The organism is Pigmentiphaga kullae, assembly GCF_004216695.1.
Classification (GTDB): domain Bacteria; phylum Pseudomonadota; class Gammaproteobacteria; order Burkholderiales; family Burkholderiaceae_B; genus Pigmentiphaga; species Pigmentiphaga kullae.
In genome coordinates this window covers 1,221,505-1,237,846 of the sequence record NZ_SGXC01000001.1, presented here as the reverse complement: position 1 = coordinate 1,237,846, position 16,342 = coordinate 1,221,505, and the positions used below count along the sequence as shown (strand labels likewise).

Below are 16,342 nucleotides of genomic sequence, written 5' to 3'. Positions count from 1 at the left end.
GACATGACCCGCCGCATCATCGACCTGTCGGTCGCCCTCGAGGACAAACCCACTTCGCCGGCGCACCACCGCCCCCAGATCAGCTACGTCGACCACGACCAGTCCTGGGAACTGTTTTCCAAGCTGTTTCCCGGCATCGGGCCCGACGATCTGCCCGAAGGCAAGGCCTGGGCCGTGGAGCGGGTCTCGCTGTCGACCCACGCCGGCACCCACATGGACGCGCCGTGGCACTACCATCCCACGACCGACCATGCGCTGCAGGAAGGCGGCCGGCCCGCGCCCGGCATCGACGAAGTGCCGCTGGACTGGTGCCTGAAGCCCGGCGTCAAGCTCGACTTCCGCCACATGGAAGCCGGCTACGTGGTCACGCCCGCCGACATCCAGGCCGAGTTGAAGCGCATCGGCCATACCCTCCAGCCCCTGGACATCGTCGTGGCCAACACCCGCGCCGGCGCCCGCTACGGCCAGGAGGACTACTGGGAAAGCGCCTGCGGCTTCGGCCGCGCCGCCACGCTCTGGCTGCTGGAGCAGGGCGTACGCGTGGTCGGCACCGACTCCTACAGCTGGGATCCCGCCTTCAAGTTCGTGGTCGAGCGCTACGCGCGCGACCGCGATCCCGCCATCATCTGGGAAGGCCACAAGGCGGGGCGCGACATCGGCTACTTCCAGATGGAGAAGCTGACCAACCTGGACCAGTTGCCGTCCCATGGTTTCACCATCAGTTGCTTCCCCATCAAGATCAAGCACGGATCGGCCGGCTGGTGCCGCACCGTCGCCATTCTCGACTGACCCGCGGGGCGCCGCGGCGCCCCGTCCACGACAACGATCCCGGAGACTCCCCATGCCATTCCTGCCCCGCGTCCGCCTGGGCGCCGCCCTTGCACTGGCCGCCTGCACGCTGCCCGCCGCCGCGCAGGCGCCCGCCTCGTACCCCGAGCGCCCCGTCCACATCGTCGTGCCGTTCCCGCCGGGCGGCATCGTCGACAACGTCACGCGCAACCTGGGCGCGCGCCTGTCGGCGGCGCTGGGCCAGACCTTCATCGTCGAAAACAAGGCCGGAGCCGGCGGCTCCATCGGCGCTGCCCACGTCGCCAAGGCCGCCCCCGACGGCTACACCCTGCTGGCCGCCTTCGACACGCATGCCGTCAATCCGCTGCTGTACAAGCTCAGCTTCGACTCCGACAAGGACCTGGCGCCGGTCGCGCTGATCGGCACCTCGCCGCTCATCCTGGTCGTCCATCCCTCGGTGCCCGCGCGAACGGTGCCCGAGCTGGTCGCGCTGGCCAAGGCCCGGCCCGACGCGCTGAACTACGCCTCCACCGGCGCCGGCAGCTCCAACCAGCTGACCGCGGAACTGTTCAAGGCCACCGCCGGCGTGGAAATGAACCACGTGCCCTACAAGGGCGGCGCGCCCGCCATCACCGACGTGCTGGGCGGCCGGGTCCAGGTCATGTTCGTCAGCGCCAGCTCGGTGCTGGCCCACATCAAGGCCGGCAAGATGCAAGCCCTGGCGGTCACCACGCGGGAACGGATCCCCGCTCTGCCCGACGTGCCGTCCATCAGCCAGTTCTACCCCGATTTCGAGGCCAGGTCGTGGATAGGGCTGCTGGCGCCGGCCGGCACTCCCGCCGCCACCGTCTCGCGCCTGAACACCGAGGTTTACCGCGCCCTGCAGACTCCGGAGATGCGGACCTTCTTCGACGCCCAGGCCATCCAGCCCGGCAGCGGATCGCCCGAGCAATTCGGCGCGTTCCTGCGGAACGAGACCAAAAAGTGGGGCGAAATCATCAGAAAACAGGACATCCGGGTGGAATGACGGGGCCGGGAAACCCGCGTGGCGCAAGATCCACGCGGGCGGCTTGCAAGTTTTGAGAATATTATCAATAATTAATCTCATTACGACGTCCACTGTGGCGCCCAACACGCCGCAACCGAGTCCCGCCATGTACGTTTGTGTCTGCAACGCCATCACCGAACGCCAGATCCGCAGCAGTGTGGAATCCGGCTCCACCACCCTGGCCGACCTGCAATTCGACCTGGGCGTGGCGACCTGCTGCGGCTCCTGCGCCGACACCGCCTGCCAGTACCTGCCGGCCGGCGCCAGCGCCTGCGAACACGCCTACGAAGCCTCCATCTCGGCCGCCAACGGCCACACGCAAGCCACAGAACTCCCCCCGCCCCGCGCCACGACGCGCCGCTTCCCCATCCACGTCGTCGCTGCCGGTTCCGCCAAGGCGGCGTAGAGGCCCCCGAGGTAGTCCCACCCCGTACCCGCTTACGCGGGCCCCCTCAAGGGGGCGGCGCTGGCGGACCGGCAAAGCCGGATCCGCGGCGCCCTGGGTCTAGTACCTGTTTCTTGGTACGCCACACCGTTGCTACCGCTGGCAGCCGGCGATAGCAACGGTGCCACAATCCAAGAAACGGGTACTAGACCCAGGATGCGGTGGATCCGGCTCCGCCGGTCCACCCGCATCGCCCCCTGGGGGGCGTCCGAAGGGCGTAGGGGGGATCATTATCATTGTCACTTTCCTAGGCTGTTACGGGCGGACGTACGGCCTGCTTGCTTAGCATCAACAATGCTAACCTTGCGGAATCCATGAATTCTGCAGGGGAAAGAACATGAAAGGCGACAAGACCGTCATCCAGTTCCTGAACAAGCAGCTCACCAACGAGCTGACCGCCATCAACCAGTACTTCCTGCATGCGCGCATGCTCAAGCACTGGGGCCTGGGCAAGATGGGCAAGCACGAGTACGACGAGTCCATCGAGGAGATGAAGCACGCCGATCGCCTGATCCAGCGCATCTTCATGCTGGACGGCCTGCCCAACCTGCAGGACCTGCACAAGCTGCTGATCGGCGAGAACGTCCCGGAAATCCTGGAATGCGACCTGAAGCTGGAGCTGTCCTCGCAGGTCGTGCTGAAGGAAGCCATCGCCCACTGTGAAAGCGTGCGCGACTACGTGTCGCGCGACCTGCTGCAGGACATCCTGGACGACACCGAGGAACACATCGACCACCTGGAAACCCAGATCGGCCTGGTGGACCAGGTCGGCATCCAGAACTACCTGCAATCGCAGATGGAAGAGCAGGGCTGACCTCGGCCCCCGCCCTTACAAGAAAGCCCCGCGTCGCGCGGGGCTTTCTTTAGTTGTTGCCCGTGGCCGGACACTCGGCGACACGGCCCCAGCGGTTGTCGGTGTTGCAGTATTTCCAGCGGGCCTTCTCGTTGCAGATGACCCGGCCGACGACGCCCTGCGAGGCACAGCGCGCCAGCTCGGCCCGCAGCGACTGGATCCACGGCTCCTGGCCGCCGGCCGACGCGTCGGCGCCGGCCACCACGGTGGCGACCTGCTGCGAAGGCGGTTCCACGATGATGCGCGGAGACGGGGCCGCCGGGGTCTCGGACAGGTGGGCGGGCAGGGGGCTGCCGGGATTTACCGCCTGCATGTCGGGGGCGATGGTCGACAGCACGGTATCGGGCTGGGGTTGGTCCGCCGCCGACACCAGCGGGATGGGCGCGCTGGGCTGCACCAGGCGCGACGGTACGCCGCGCGAGCCGTCCACCCGCGGCTGCGGGGGTTCGGGCAGGTAGGTTTCCTGGTCCACGGCCGCCACCGGCGCTTCGCCGGGCCGCCCCTGTGCGACGGGCACGGGGGCCTCGGCCGCGCGATCCACGGGAGCGTTCCAGGACAGCCAGAGCCCGAACAACACCCCCACCACCACGACCATCGCCACGAAGGCCAGGCCCATCAAAATGCGGTTACGCATGTGTACACCTCTTCACTGTGGACCGGCGGCCGCGCCGGCCCCCATGCCTGGGCAGGATCGTCAGGCGAAAGCCGAATCGCCCACCCGGGTCTGGAACACCTGTCCTCCGTGCTCGCGCAGGGCATGGAACTGCACGTTGGGATAAAGCTCCTGCGCCACCCGCAGCTGCGCCGACGATCCGATCAGGAACGCGGGCGCCTCGACCACATCGTAGGCGATGTGCTGCATGTTGGCGTCCATGAACTTCTTCAGGTCCTTGGGGTTCTCTGCCGTGATCCAGCGCGCCATGGAATAGCGCGACGGCAGCATGCGCGCGGCCACCCCGTATTCGGTCTTGAGCCGGTGCGCCACGACCTCGAACTGCAGCTGGCCGACGGCGCCCAGCAGCAGCGGGCCGCCGGCCACCGGGCGGAACACCTGGATGGCGCCTTCCTCGCCCAGCTGGGTCAGGCCCGTGCGCAACTGCTTGGTGCGCAGCGGATCGGCCACTTCCACCGCCTGGAACAGCTCCGGCGCGAAGAACGGCAGCCCGGTGAACTGCAGCGCCTCGCCTTCGGTCAGCACGTCGCCCAGTTGCAGCACGCCGTGGTTGGGAATGCCGATGACGTCGCCGGCATAGGCCTCGTCCAGCAGCTCGCGCCGCTGGGACAGGAACGAGACGACGTTGTTGGGCCGCGTTTCCTTGCCGGTGCGGCAGACCTTCAGCCGCATGCCGCGCTCGAAGCGGCCCGAACAGACACGCACGAAAGCCACGCGGTCGCGATGGGCCGGGTCCATGTTGGCCTGCACCTTGAAGACCACGCCGGTGAACTTCGGTTCCTCGGGCTTGACCTCGCGCTGCATCGCGTGGCGCGGGCCGGGGGCGGGCGCCTGCTCGACCAGGGCGTCCAGCACTTCCTGCACGCCGAAGTTGTTGATGGCCGAGCCGAAGAACACGGGCGTCTGCTTGCCGGCCAGGAACTCGGCCTGGTCGAACGGCGGCGCCGCGCCTTCGATCAGGTCGATCTCGCCGCGCGCCTGCTCGAACGCCGAGCCGAACCGGCGGGCGATCTCGGGATTGTCCAGCCCGTCGATGATTTCGTCGTGCTGTTCGCTCAACCTGTCGCTGCCGGCCTTGAAGACCCGCATCCGGTCGCGGCGGATATCGAACACGCCGCCGAAGGACTTGCCCATGCCGACCGGCCACGCGAACGGCACGGCGTCCATGCCCAGGTGGGATTCGATCTCGGACAGCAGCTCCAGCGGCTCGCGCACCTCGCGGTCCATCTTGTTGACGAAGGTGATGATGGGCGTATTACGCGCCCGGCACACCTGCAGCAGACGAATGGTTTGGGGCTCGACGCCGTTGGCCGCGTCGATCACCATCAGCGCCGCGTCGACCGCCGTCAGCACGCGATAGGTGTCTTCCGAGAAGTCCTGGTGCCCCGGGGTGTCGAGCAGGTTGATGACGGTATCGCGGTATTCGATCTGCATGACCGAGGACGCCACCGAGATGCCCCGCTGCTTCTCGATCTCCATCCAGTCGGACGAAGCGTGACGAGAGGCCTTGCGCGCCTTCACGCTACCGGCGATCTGGATCGCACCGGCGAACAGCAGCAGCTTTTCGGTCAGCGTGGTCTTCCCCGCGTCGGGGTGGGAAATAATGGCGAAGGTGCGTCGCCGGGCGACTTCGGTGGCTATGGTCATCGCGGGGAATTTTAACCGCAGACGCGAACCGGCGCTTGTGCGGCCGGCCCGGGCTCCTACCCCGCCAGCGGGGGCTTGAGCCGGGCCTCGGCACGGGCCAGATGCCAGCCGGATCCTGCACGGGCGGGCGGTGGCCGGTTTGTCTTATTTGGGACTATATGTTGAAATAAGTCTCACATTGGACTACCCTGGGAGAAAACCCCCGGGACGAGCATCATGGTCATTGCCGCTTCCAAGACGCCCGAACTCTCCAGCCAGCCCGCGGCCGCCGCCGCGTTGCGGGCATTCTTCCGCATCGCCCAGGCGTGGCAGCTCAATGCCGAGGAATCCGCCACGCTGCTGGGCGTCCCCCGCTCCACCATGTTCCGCTGGAAGAACAACCCGCCGGCGCCGCTGCCACGCGACGTGCTGGAACGCCTGTCGCTGGTGTTCGGCATCTACAAGGCGCTGCAGGTCCTGCTGCCGGTGCCGGAACTGGCCGATGCCTGGCCGCGCAAGCCCAACGACGCGCCGCCATTCGGCGGCCACCCCGCCCTGAAATTCATGCTGAGCGGCATGACCAGCGATCTCTACGTGGTGCGCAGCTACCTCGACGCCCAGCGCGGAGGATGGACATGACGCACCTGGCCGAAGGCGCCGCCGCGCCTGTCGCCGAACCCCCGCCCGTCGGCGAGGTACGCTGGACGCCTTGCCACCGGCTGGTGCCCAGCCGCTTTCCGCCCACCGGCCTGTACGACCGGGTGGCGGACCCCGCCGATCTCGATGTGGTGTTCGCGATAGAGAACCTCACCAATCCCCGCGTGCGGGACGAGGCCGGCAACCTGCGCCTGGTGCCGGAGGAAGACCGGATCTCGGGACCGGGAACCACGCCCATCATGGCGGCCTTCACCCACCTGAACCCGGCCGGCAGCCGCTTCTCGGACGGCAGCTGGGGGGTGTATTACGCCGGGGAAAGCCTGGAGACCGCGGTGGCCGAGACCATGCACCACCGCGCCCGCTTCCTGGCCGCCACGCGCGAGCCGGCGCTGGAAATCGACATGCGCCACTACCTGGCCGACCTGGCCGCGCCGCTGCACGACCTGCGCGGCCTGCGGCCCGCCCTGCCCAGGATCTACGATCCGGACGACTACGCCGCCAGCCAGGCGCTGGCCCGCCAGCTCCGGCTGGCGGGCAGTTGGGGCGTGGCCTACGACAGCGTGCGGCGCCCCGGCGGCCAGTGCGCGGCCGTGTTCCGTCCGCGCGGCCTGACCCGCTGCCGCCAGTCCCAGCACATCGCCTTCATCTGGGACGGCCACCGCATGAGCGGGTGGTATTCCAAGTCGGCATTGCGGTCGGTCTGATTTTTCAAGCCTCGTCCCCGTGGCCAGGCACGGCGTCCAACCCTTGTCCGGCCTTGTGGATCGCGGGTTCCGCCTCCTGTACCCCGGGCTGGCCGATGGAAATCGATTATTGGCGTAATTTCGATTTTCGAATATGGTTACGTCGAACGCGGGGCGCTGATATCGTCACAATTGGTATCAAGCGCGGCAGATCGCGCAAGACCTCATTCCTTATCCGGAGGAACACGACAATGAAAATACGTTTGTGGGGTTGTGTACTGGGGATGGCGCTGGGCGGCACGGCCGCGGCGCAGACCCCGTTGAAGATCGGTTTCGTGGGCGAGATGTCGGGCCAGCAGGCCGAGTACGGGCTGCAGATGAGCAACGGCGCCAAGCTGTTCCTGCAGGAACACGGCGACGTGGTGGCCGGCCGCAAGATCCAGCTGATCATCAAGGACGTGGGCGGACCGAACCCCGAAGTGGCCAAGCGCGTGGCGCAGGAACTGATCACCCGCGACAAGGTGGAATTCCTGGCCGGCTTCGGCTTCACCCCCAACGCGCTGGCGGTGGCCCCGCTGGCCACCGAGGCGAAGATCCCGATGGTGGTGATGAACGCGGCGACTTCGTCCATCACCGAGCGCTCGCCCTACGTGGTGCGCACGTCGATGACGCTGCCGCAGAACGCCTACGCGATCGCCGACTGGGCGCTGAAGAACAACGTCAAGACGGTGTATTCGCTGTATGCCGACTACGGTCCGGGCCAGGACGCCAACGCCCAGTTCCGCAAGACCTTCACGGGCGGCGGCGGCAAGATCGTGGCCGAAGTGGCGGTGCCGCTGAAGAACCCGGAGTTCGGTCCCTACATGCAGCGCATCAAGGACGCCAAGCCGGATGCCGCCTTCCTGTGGTTCCCCTCGGGCGAGCTGTCGGTGCTGATGCTGCGCGCCTATCGCGAACGCGGCCTGGAGCAGGCGGGCATCAAGGCGCTGGGCACGGGCGACGGCACCGACGACATGTTCCTGGACAGCATGGGCGACGTGGCGCTGGGCCTGACGACCTCGTTCCACTATTCGGCTGCCCACGACTCGGCCAAGAACAAGGCCTTCATCAAGGGCTACGAATCTCAGTTCGGCACCTCGATCCGCCCCAACTTCATGGCGGTGGGCGGCTATGACGGCATGGCGCTGATCTACGAGACCATCAAGAAGCTGAACGGCAAGATCGACGGCACGAAGGCGGTCGAGGCCATGAAGGGCGCCAAGTGGGAAAGCCCGCGCGGTCCCGTCATGATCGATCCGGAGACGCGCGACATCGTGCAGAACATCTACATCCGCAAGGTCGAGCGCCGCGGCAACCACTTGTACAACGTCGAATTCTCGCATCTCGACGCGGTCAAGGACCCGGGCAAGGCCAAGTAAACGCAGCACGCGCCCGTCCGCCCGCCACCTGGCGGGCGGATCGGCATAAGTTTTTTAGACCGGTGAAAAAGCATACGTGGCTGGATCGGCCACGGCCGGGCGCGGACAATAGCAACACCGCCCAGAAGGACCCGACATGAAGCCGTCTTGCCGGTCTGCCAGGGTCCCTGCGGCGGAGCGATCTGCAGGAGATCATGGACTGTCCTAACCGCATTCCGCGACCCGCCTTCGTCCGGGCCGCCATCTTCCCCCCGCACGTCACCTGGAAGCACACATGGGCATCGTAATCTTCGACGGCCTGGCCTACGGTATGTTGCTGTTCCTGATCGGAGTCGGCCTGTCGATCACCATGGGGCTGATGAATTTCGTCAACCTCGCCCATGGCGCCTTCGCCATGGTGGGCGGCTACGTGGCCGCGCTGGCCATGAGCCGCCTGCAGGTACCGTTCGTCGCCAGCCTGGCACTGGCCTTCATCAGCGCGGCCGTGGTGGGCGCGCTGCTGGAATTCGTCTTCTTCCGCCGGCTGTACCGCGCGCATCCGCTGGACCACGTGCTGCTGTCGATCGGCATCGTGTTCGTGTTCGTGGCCGGCGGCACCTATCTGTTCGGCCCCACCATGCAGCCCTTCACCGCGCCCGAGTGGCTGCGCGGCCAGATCTCGCTGCTGGGCATGGACGTGGGCGCCTACCGGCTGTTCCTGATCGTGGTGGGCTTTGCCGTGCTGGCGGCGCTGCTGCTGCTGATCAACAAGACGCGCTACGGCGCCATGGTACGCGCGGCGGTGGACAACCAGCGCGTGGCCGCGGGCCTGGGCGTGCGGGTCGACCGGCTGTTCTTCCTGACCTTCTCGTTCGGCTGCGGCCTGGCGGGGCTGGGCGGCGCGCTGGGCCTGGGCATGCTGGGGCTGGACCCGTCCTTCCCGCTCAAATACATGATCTATTTCCTGATCGTGGTCTGCGTGGGCGGCGCCGGCACCATCGTCGGCCCCTTCGTCGCGGCGGTGCTGGTGGGCATCGTCGACGTGGGCGGCAAGTACTACATGCCCGAGCTCGGCGCCTTCCTGATCTACGTGTTCATGGTGGTGGTACTGCTGGTACGCCCCCACGGCCTGATCCCCAAGAAGGGCCTAGTATGACTAAACTCAATCTGAATCCGCGTCAGATCGTGGCGCTGGAAGTGGTGTTCTGGCTGGCGCTGGGCTCGACCTACTTTCTTTTGCCCGAGAAGCTGGTCCTGATCACGCAGATCATGATCACCGGCCTGTTCGCGATCGCGCTGGACATCGCGCTGGGCTACGCCGGCATCCTGACGGTGGGCCATGCGGCGTTCTTCGGCATCGGGGCGTACCTGGCGGGCCTGCTGGCCAGGTACGGCTGGGGCGAACCGTTCTCCGGGCTGCTGCTGGCGCTGGTGGTGTGCGCGATGCTGGGCTATCTGCTCAGCTACCTGATCGTGCGCGGCAGCGACCTGACCCGGCTGATGATCACGATAGGCGTGTGCGTGCTGTTCTTCGAGCTGGCCAACCGCCTGACCCCGATCACCGGCGGCGCCGACGGCCTGCAGGGCGTGGACATGTGGCCGGTGCTGGGCCAGTTCCGCTTCGACCTGTGGGGCAAGACGGCCTTTGTCTACACCTTCTGCATCGTGCTGCTGATGTTCCTGGCGGTGCGGCTGATGCTCAAGTCGCCCTTCGGGCTGGTGCTGCGCGGCATCCACGACAACCGGCGGCGCATGCTGGCCATCGGTTCGCCCGTGGACGCGCGCCTGCGCCTGGCCTATTGCTTCTCGGCCGCCATCGCCGGCGTGGCCGGGGCGCTGCTGGCGCAGACCACGCAGTTCGTCGGGCTGGAGATGCTCAGCTTCAACCGCTCGGCCGAAATCCTGATCATCCTTATCCTGGGCGGCACCGGGCGCCTGTATGGCGGCCTGATCGGCGCGCTGCTGTACATGACCGTGCACGACTTCTTCTCCGACTTCGATCCCAAGTTCTGGCAGTTCTGGCTGGGCATCTTCCTGATCGTGGTGGTCATGATCGGCCGCGGCGGCGTGCTGGGCGTGCTCTCGCGCGTGTTCAAGGTACGGGAGCAACGGCTATGACGACCGCGACTCTCGCCACGCCCGCGCTGCGCACCCGGAAGCTGACCAAGCGCTTCGGCGGCTTTACCGCCGTCAACGGCGTGACGCTGGACATCGCGCCCGGCTCGCGCCAGGCGCTGATCGGCCCGAACGGCGCCGGCAAGACGACCTTGATCAACCTGTTGACCGGCATCCTGCGCCCGACCGAAGGACGCATCAGCCTGGACGAGGACGACATCACCCAGCTGCCGGCCAACCAGCGGGTGCACCGCGGGCTGGTGCGCACCTTCCAGATCAACACGCTGTTCCCGCGCCTGACGCCGCTGCAGGCCGCCTCGCTGGCCATCGCCGAGCGCGAGGCGCTGGGCAAGGTCTGGTGGCGCACGCTGCGCAGCTGCTCCTGGGTGGCCGACGAGGCCCACGCGCTGCTCGCGCAGTTCAACCTCGCCCAGTACGCCCACGTCGACACGGCCGAGCTGCCCTACGGCAAGCAGCGCCTGCTGGAGATCGTGCTGGCGCTGGCCGCCAAACCCCGCATCCTGCTGCTGGACGAGCCGGCGGCCGGGGTGCCCGAGGACGAAAGCGGCGAGCTGTTCGAGGTGATCGCCGGGCTGCCCCGGGAGATGACGGTGCTCTTCATCGAACACGACATGGACCTGGTGTTCCGCTTCGCCCAGCGCATCTCGGTGCTGGTGGCCGGCGCCGTGCTGGTCGAGGGCACGCCGGCCGAAATCGCCGCCGACCCGCAGGTGCGGGCGGCCTACCTGGGGAATTCGCGTGTCTGATTTCCTGCAAATCGAAAACCTCACGGCCGGCTACCACGACGCGGTCGTGCTCAGCGACCTGTCGGTCACGGTCGAGCGCGGCCAGAGCCTGGCCATCCTCGGGCGCAACGGCGTGGGCAAGACCACGCTGCTCGAGACGCTGATGGGCAACACCACGGTCAAGCGCGGCCGCATCCGCTGGCTGGGCGAGGACATCACGCGCCTGCGCCCGGCCGACCGGGCGCGCCGCGGCATAGGCTGGGTGCCCCAGGAGCGCGAGGTGTTCCCGTCGCTGACGGTGCGCGAGAACCTGGAGGTCATCGCGCGCGGCACGCACTGGACGCTCGAACGCGTGTACGGGCTTTTTCCGCGCCTGCGCGAGCGCGCCGGCAACTACGGCGGGCAGCTCTCGGGCGGCGAGCAGCAGATGCTGGCCATCGGCCGCGCGCTGATGACCAACCCGCAGTTGCTGCTGCTGGACGAGCCCATGGAGGGGCTGGCGCCCATCATCGTCGAGGAGTTGTCCGAAGCGGTGCGCCGCATGTGCGCCGACGAGGGCCTGACCGCCATCATCGTCGAGCAGCATCCGGTCCTGGCGCTGTCCATGTCGCAGCACGCCATCGTGCTCGAGCGCGGCGTGGTGGCCCATGCCGGCGACAGCGCCGAGCTGGCCGCCGATACCGAAAGGCTGGACCAGTTGTTGGGTGTCGGCAAGCGCGCCGCGGTTTCCTGATTCGAATCTCCGGCGCAGTCGGTGCCGGCTCTTAAGGCAAGGAGTCGTCTGATCATGAAAGGTAGACAAGCGGGATTGCGCTGCGGGCTGGCCGCGGGCGCATTGATAGCGGCCGCCTGCGCGCAGGCGCAGGGCGTCGTGAAGGTGGGATTCATCGGCGAGATGTCGGGTCCGTTCGCGGAATTCGGCAAGCAGATGGAAACGGGCGTGCAGCTCTACCTGAAAGAGCACGGCGACACCGTCGCCGGCAAGAAGGTCGTGGTCATCGTCAAGGATGTGGGCGGCCCCAATCCCGAGCTGGCCAAGCGCCACGCGCAGGAACTGGTGGTGCGCGACAAGGTGGACTTCATCGCCGGCTTCGCGTTCTCGCCCAACGCGCTGGCGGTGGCGCCGCTGGCCACCGAGGCCAGGAAACCCATGGTGATCATGAACGCCGCCTCGGGCAGCCTGCCGTCCACCTCGCCCTACATCGTGCGCACCTCGTTCTCGCTGCCGGCCATCGTGCCGCCCATCTCGCAATGGATGATCAAGCAGGGGTACAAGACGACGTACTCGATGGTGGCGGACTACTCGCCCGGCCATGAGGTCGAGGCGGCCTTCATGGATTCGTACAAGAAGGCCGGCGGCACGGTGGCCGGGTCGGTGCGCACACCGCTCAGCACCATGGACTTCTCGGCCTACATGCAGAAGATCAAGGATCTGAAACCCTCGGCGGTGTTCGCCTTCGTGAACGGCGCCGACGTGGCCCAGTCCTTCATGCGCGAGTACCGCGCCCGCAACCTGGCCGAGGGCGGTATCGCCATGGTGGGCACCGGCGACATCACCGACGAACCCACCATCGATTCGATGGGCGATACGCCGCTGGGCGTGGTCACCGGCTATCCGTATTCCATGGACCACGATTCGCCGCTGAACAAGAAGTTCGTGCAGGCCTTCAAGGCCGCGCGCGGCCAGCAGGCGCGCCCCAACATCATGGCGGTGGCCGGCTACGACGGCATGGCCCTGATCTACGAGGCCCTGCGCAAGACCCAGGGCAAGACCGACGGTGACGCGCTGATCGCGGCGATGAAGGGCGTGAAGCTGGAAAGCCCGCGCGGCCCGATCGAGATCGATGCCGCCACGCGCGACATCAAGCAGCGCGTCTACATGCGCAAGGTCCAGCGCGTCGACGGCCGGCTGGCCAACGTCGAGTTCGAGACCATCGAACCCCGCTAGGAGACGCGTCCATGTCCGCAGCGGACTCCGCCTGGCTGTCGAAGACCGCGGCCGAACTGCACGAGGCCTACCGCGCCCGCGCCCTGTCGCCGCTCGACCTGGCCACCGCGCTGATGGAGGCGGTGGCCGACGATGCCCGGGACCTGAACGCCTTTTGCGTGCTGGACCGCGATGCCGCCCTGCGCGATGCCGAGGCTTCGGCCCGGCGCTGGCGCAGCGGCACGCCCATCGGGCCCCTGGACGGCGTGCCGGTGTCGATCAAGGATCTGGTGGACGTGGCCGGTTGGCCGACGCGGCGCGGCTCGAACATGACCGCCGGCGCGGCCCCCGCCGCCGCGGATGCGCCCAGCGTGGCGCTGCTGCGCCAGGGCGGGGCGGTGCTGTTCGGCAAGACCACCACGACCGAGTTCGGCTGGCTGGCCGATTCCGAGTCGCCCTACACCGGCATCACGCGCAATCCGCTGGCCCCGGACCGCAGCGCCGGCGGCTCGAGCATGGGCGCGGCGGCGCACGTGGCCAGGGGCTGGGGGCCGCTGGCCCTGGGCAGCGACGCCGGAGGCTCGATCCGCATCCCCGCCTCGTACTGCGGGCTGGTCGGGCTCAAGCCCACCTTCGGCGCCGTTCCGTCGGGGCCGCGCCTGAGCGCCTTCGCCGAGTACGCGCACCTGGGCCCCATCGCCCGCACCGTGGCCGATTGCCGGCTGGCGCTGCAAGTCATGGGCCGGCCGCATCTGCTGGACCCCCATTCCCTGTACGCGCGGGCGCAGGACCTGCCGCCGCGCCGGCCCGCCATCGGCTACCTGACCGACGCCGGCCCCGATACCGGGCTCGACCCCCTTGTGGAATCGGCCATCGAGGCCCTGGCCGAGCGGCTGGGCCGCAAGGGCCATGCGGTCGTGCGCCTGCGCATGGACTGGATGTCGCTGGCCGCGAACGCCTGGGCCCTGTGGGAGAACCGCCTGTACGAATCCTTCGTCGATGCCACGCCCGCCCAGCGCGCGCTGCTCGATCCGCGCCTGCAACAATTGTGCGAACGCGGCGGCGCCCATGGCGCCGAACGCCTGGCCCGGGCGCGGAACCAGCTGCGCGAGGCCTCCACCCAGCTCACCCTGGCCTTCGCCGACGTCGACCTGCTGCTGACCCCCGCCAGCCCGGCCGGCGCGCCGCGGGTGGGAGCGCTGTGCGCCGACAGTCACCCGCTGCGCGACCGCATCCGCCAGACCTTCAACTGGCAACTGGCGAACCCCTATACCTTCCCGTTCAACCTGACCCAGCAGCCGGCCCTGTCCATGCCGCTGGCCACCGATGCCGACGGCCTGCCCGTCGGTTTGCAGATCGTCGGCCGCAAGTATCGCGACGACGATGTGCTCGACTTCGCGCAAACGCTGGAGTCCACCCGTCTTTTCCAGGAGTCCGAACATGCCTAAGATAATCGTGCAGTCCGCGCAGGCCCCCGTCACCGGGTTCACCGACAAGAGCACGCCCTCGCCGCTGGCCCAGGGCATCCGGGCGGGCGACTTCCTTTACGTGTCGGGCCAGGGCCCCCTGGACCCGGTTTCCAAGGAAGTCGTATCCGACGACATCCGCGAGCAGACGCGGCGCACCTTGCAGAACCTGATGGCGGTGCTGGAGGCGGGCGGCGCCACCGCGGCCAACATCATCAACATGCGGGTGTGCCTGCGCGACGTGGCGGATTTCCCCGCGTTCAACGAGGAATTCCGCGCTTTCATGGGCGGCGAGAAAGTCACCCGAACCTGCATAGGCGGCACGCCGCACCGCCCGGGCGTACGCGTCGAGATCGACTGCGTCGCCTATTTCGGCTAAGGAGGTCCAGATGTTCAAGATGCCCATCGTCGACCTGATGAAACAGGGCGACGAGCTGGCCGCCAGCGGCAAGCGGGTGGCCGTGCTCTGGCAGGAACCCGAGTCCCTCGTGTTCCTGGCCCGCGGACGCGAATACCGCAGCGAGTTCCACATCAATCCCAGCGACGAGATGATGTACATGGTCAAGGGCGAGATGAAGCTGCACTACCGCACGCCCGACGGCAAGGAAGAGATCGCCGTGCTGCCGCAGGGGTCGGTCATCTACACGCCGGCGGGCATCCCGCATTCGCCGCGCTTCCCGCCCGACGCCTACCTGCTGGTACAGGAACGCAAGCGCAAGCCGGAGGAGATCGACCGCTTCCAGTGGTTCTGCCCCAGCTGCGATACGCTGCTGCACGAGGAATCCTGCCACGTCGCGGACTACAAGGCCGACCCCGTGTCCAAGGCCTATCAGCGCTTCTTCGACAGCGAGGAATTCCGCACCTGCAAGTCCTGCGGGACGGTGATGCCCCGGCCCTAGCGCCTGGGCAAGTCCGGCCCGCCTACATCGTCAATCAGGCTTGACCCCCGCCGTCTTGATGATGTCGCGCCAGCGCGCGGTCTCGGCGGTGATGAAATCGCCGAATGCGGGCCCGGTCAGCGCCTTGCCTTCGCCGCCTATCCCGGCCATGCGCTCCTTGAACTCGGGCATCCGGGTCACCGCCTCCAGTTCGCGTTCGAGCCGGGCCACCGCCTCCGGCGGTGTGCCGGCGCGGGCCAGCACGCCGAACCAGCCGCCGGCGACGAAGTCGGGCACGCCGGCCTCGGCCATGGTCGGGACCTCGGGCAACATGGGCGAGCGCTCGGCGCTGGTCACGGCCAGCGCACGCAGGGCCCCGTCCTTGATCCGCGGCGCGACCGCCGCCACGGCCGAGGGCATCATCTCGATCTGCCCGCCCAGGAGATCGGTCACCGCCGGGCTGCCGCCCTTGTAGGGCACGTGCACGATGTCCAGGCCGAACCGGGCCTTGAGCATTTCGCCGATCAGGTGGACATTGGTACCCGTGCCCGGCGAACCGAAGTGATAGCGCCCGGGCCGGGATTTCGCCAGGTTCACGAACTCCGTCAGGGTCCTGGCCTGCACCTGGGGGTTCACGACGAACACCGACGGAATGCGCGTGACCAGGGCGATGGGCGTGAAGTCCCGCACCGCGGGCGTGCTCTGGCCCGGGGTCAGGTTCTCGGCGATGCCGAAGGACTCGGCCGTGCCCAGCAGCAGGGTGTAGCCGTCGGGCGCGGCCTGCGCAGCGGCGGCCACGCCTATCGCGCCACCCGCCCCGCCGCGGTTTTCCACCACCACGGTCTGCCCCAATCTCTGCCCAAGATACTGGGCCACCACGCGCCCCACCTGGTCGCTGGCGCCCCCGGGCGGGAACGGCACGATCAACCGGACGGGCCGATCGGGATAGGCGGCCCATGCCTGCGCGCCCGCCAGCACCCCGGCGGCGGCGAATATCCACGGCGCGAGGCGCCGGCTCGGCTTACGACTCATGCATGTC

General features: G+C 67.9%; 18 protein-coding genes. 15 read left to right on the top strand and 3 right to left on the bottom strand.

Annotated elements, in window-relative coordinates; translation table 11 throughout:
• The first annotated feature begins 3 nt into the window (after positions 1 to 3).
• The 4 genes from EV675_RS06100 (at position 4) to bfr (ending at position 3,096) form a co-directional block, all read left to right on the top strand.
• Positions 4 to 789 (top strand): cyclase family protein, encoded by a 786-nt coding sequence (locus EV675_RS06100; protein WP_130356446.1) that lies wholly within the window; start codon positions 4 to 6, stop codon positions 787 to 789.
• A gap of 52 nt (positions 790 to 841) precedes the next feature.
• A complete protein-coding gene (locus tag EV675_RS06095; RefSeq protein WP_130356445.1) occupies positions 842 to 1,816 on the top strand; it encodes a tripartite tricarboxylate transporter substrate binding protein in 975 nt (324 codons plus the stop codon).
• Between the two features lie 127 nt (positions 1,817 to 1,943).
• Complete coding sequence (locus EV675_RS06090; protein ID WP_130356444.1) at positions 1,944 to 2,243, top strand: (2Fe-2S)-binding protein; 300 nt, start codon at positions 1,944 to 1,946, stop codon at positions 2,241 to 2,243.
• A 376-nt stretch (positions 2,244 to 2,619) separates the two neighbouring features.
• Positions 2,620 to 3,096 carry a bacterioferritin gene (gene bfr / locus EV675_RS06085; RefSeq protein WP_130356443.1) on the top strand — a complete coding sequence of 159 codons (477 nt, stop codon included), beginning with the start codon at positions 2,620 to 2,622 and terminating at the stop codon, positions 3,094 to 3,096.
• 49 nt (positions 3,097 to 3,145) lie between these two features.
• On the opposite strand, the gene EV675_RS06080 is transcribed toward bfr, so the two are convergent.
• Both EV675_RS06080 and EV675_RS06075 read right to left on the bottom strand, forming a co-directional pair.
• Complete coding sequence (locus tag EV675_RS06080) at positions 3,146 to 3,769, bottom strand: hypothetical protein (RefSeq protein WP_130356442.1); 624 nt, start codon at positions 3,767 to 3,769, stop codon at positions 3,146 to 3,148.
• A 60-nt stretch (positions 3,770 to 3,829) separates the two neighbouring features.
• On the bottom strand, positions 3,830 to 5,455 hold the full coding sequence (locus EV675_RS06075; RefSeq protein ID WP_130356441.1) for a peptide chain release factor 3: 1,626 nt from the start codon (positions 5,453 to 5,455) through the stop codon (positions 3,830 to 3,832).
• A 216-nt stretch (positions 5,456 to 5,671) separates the two neighbouring features.
• Here EV675_RS06075 and EV675_RS06070 point away from each other — a divergent pair, with 216 nt between their 5' ends.
• The 11 genes from EV675_RS06070 (at position 5,672) to EV675_RS06020 (ending at position 15,324) form a co-directional block, all read left to right on the top strand.
• A complete protein-coding gene (locus EV675_RS06070; protein ID WP_124687263.1) occupies positions 5,672 to 6,073 on the top strand; it encodes an MbcA/ParS/Xre antitoxin family protein in 402 nt (133 codons plus the stop codon).
• On the top strand, positions 6,070 to 6,795 hold the full coding sequence (locus tag EV675_RS06065) for an RES family NAD+ phosphorylase (protein ID WP_130356440.1): 726 nt from the start codon (positions 6,070 to 6,072) through the stop codon (positions 6,793 to 6,795). The genes EV675_RS06070 and EV675_RS06065 overlap by 4 nt, the downstream gene beginning before the upstream one ends.
• A 230-nt stretch (positions 6,796 to 7,025) precedes the next feature.
• The gene (locus EV675_RS06060; protein ID WP_130356439.1) at positions 7,026 to 8,192 is read left to right on the top strand and encodes an ABC transporter substrate-binding protein; all 1,167 of its coding nucleotides are present in this window, start codon (positions 7,026 to 7,028) and stop codon (positions 8,190 to 8,192) included.
• A 274-nt stretch (positions 8,193 to 8,466) separates the two neighbouring features.
• Positions 8,467 to 9,327 carry a branched-chain amino acid ABC transporter permease gene (locus EV675_RS06055; protein WP_087838901.1) on the top strand — a complete coding sequence of 287 codons (861 nt, stop codon included), beginning with the start codon at positions 8,467 to 8,469 and terminating at the stop codon, positions 9,325 to 9,327.
• Positions 9,324 to 10,289, top strand: coding sequence for a branched-chain amino acid ABC transporter permease (locus tag EV675_RS06050; protein ID WP_130356438.1), 966 nt, complete (start codon positions 9,324 to 9,326; stop codon positions 10,287 to 10,289). The genes EV675_RS06055 and EV675_RS06050 overlap by 4 nt, the downstream gene beginning before the upstream one ends.
• A complete protein-coding gene (locus tag EV675_RS06045; RefSeq protein WP_130356437.1) occupies positions 10,286 to 11,053 on the top strand; it encodes an ABC transporter ATP-binding protein in 768 nt (255 codons plus the stop codon). Before EV675_RS06050 ends, EV675_RS06045 begins: the two co-directional genes overlap by 4 nt.
• Positions 11,046 to 11,765, top strand: a complete 720-nt coding sequence (locus EV675_RS06040; protein WP_130356436.1) for an ABC transporter ATP-binding protein — start codon at positions 11,046 to 11,048, stop codon at positions 11,763 to 11,765. The genes EV675_RS06045 and EV675_RS06040 overlap by 8 nt, the downstream gene beginning before the upstream one ends.
• Before the next feature lie 54 nt (positions 11,766 to 11,819).
• Positions 11,820 to 12,980 (top strand): ABC transporter substrate-binding protein, encoded by a 1,161-nt coding sequence (locus tag EV675_RS06035; RefSeq protein ID WP_130356435.1) that lies wholly within the window; start codon positions 11,820 to 11,822, stop codon positions 12,978 to 12,980.
• An 11-nt stretch (positions 12,981 to 12,991) separates the two neighbouring features.
• On the top strand, positions 12,992 to 14,407 hold the full coding sequence (locus EV675_RS06030) for an amidase (protein WP_130356434.1): 1,416 nt from the start codon (positions 12,992 to 12,994) through the stop codon (positions 14,405 to 14,407).
• Entirely contained in the window at positions 14,400 to 14,804 is a 405-nt protein-coding gene (locus EV675_RS06025) for a RidA family protein (protein ID WP_124687255.1), read from the top strand. The genes EV675_RS06030 and EV675_RS06025 overlap by 8 nt, the downstream gene beginning before the upstream one ends.
• Positions 14,805 to 14,814: 10 nt before the next feature.
• A complete protein-coding gene (locus tag EV675_RS06020) occupies positions 14,815 to 15,324 on the top strand; it encodes a 3-hydroxyanthranilate 3,4-dioxygenase (protein WP_130356433.1) in 510 nt (169 codons plus the stop codon).
• A gap of 30 nt (positions 15,325 to 15,354) precedes the next feature.
• Here EV675_RS06020 and EV675_RS06015 read toward each other — a convergent pair whose 3' ends face one another.
• Positions 15,355 to 16,335, bottom strand: coding sequence for a Bug family tripartite tricarboxylate transporter substrate binding protein (locus EV675_RS06015; protein WP_130356432.1), 981 nt, complete (start codon positions 16,333 to 16,335; stop codon positions 15,355 to 15,357).
• Positions 16,336 to 16,342 lie beyond the last annotated feature (7 nt).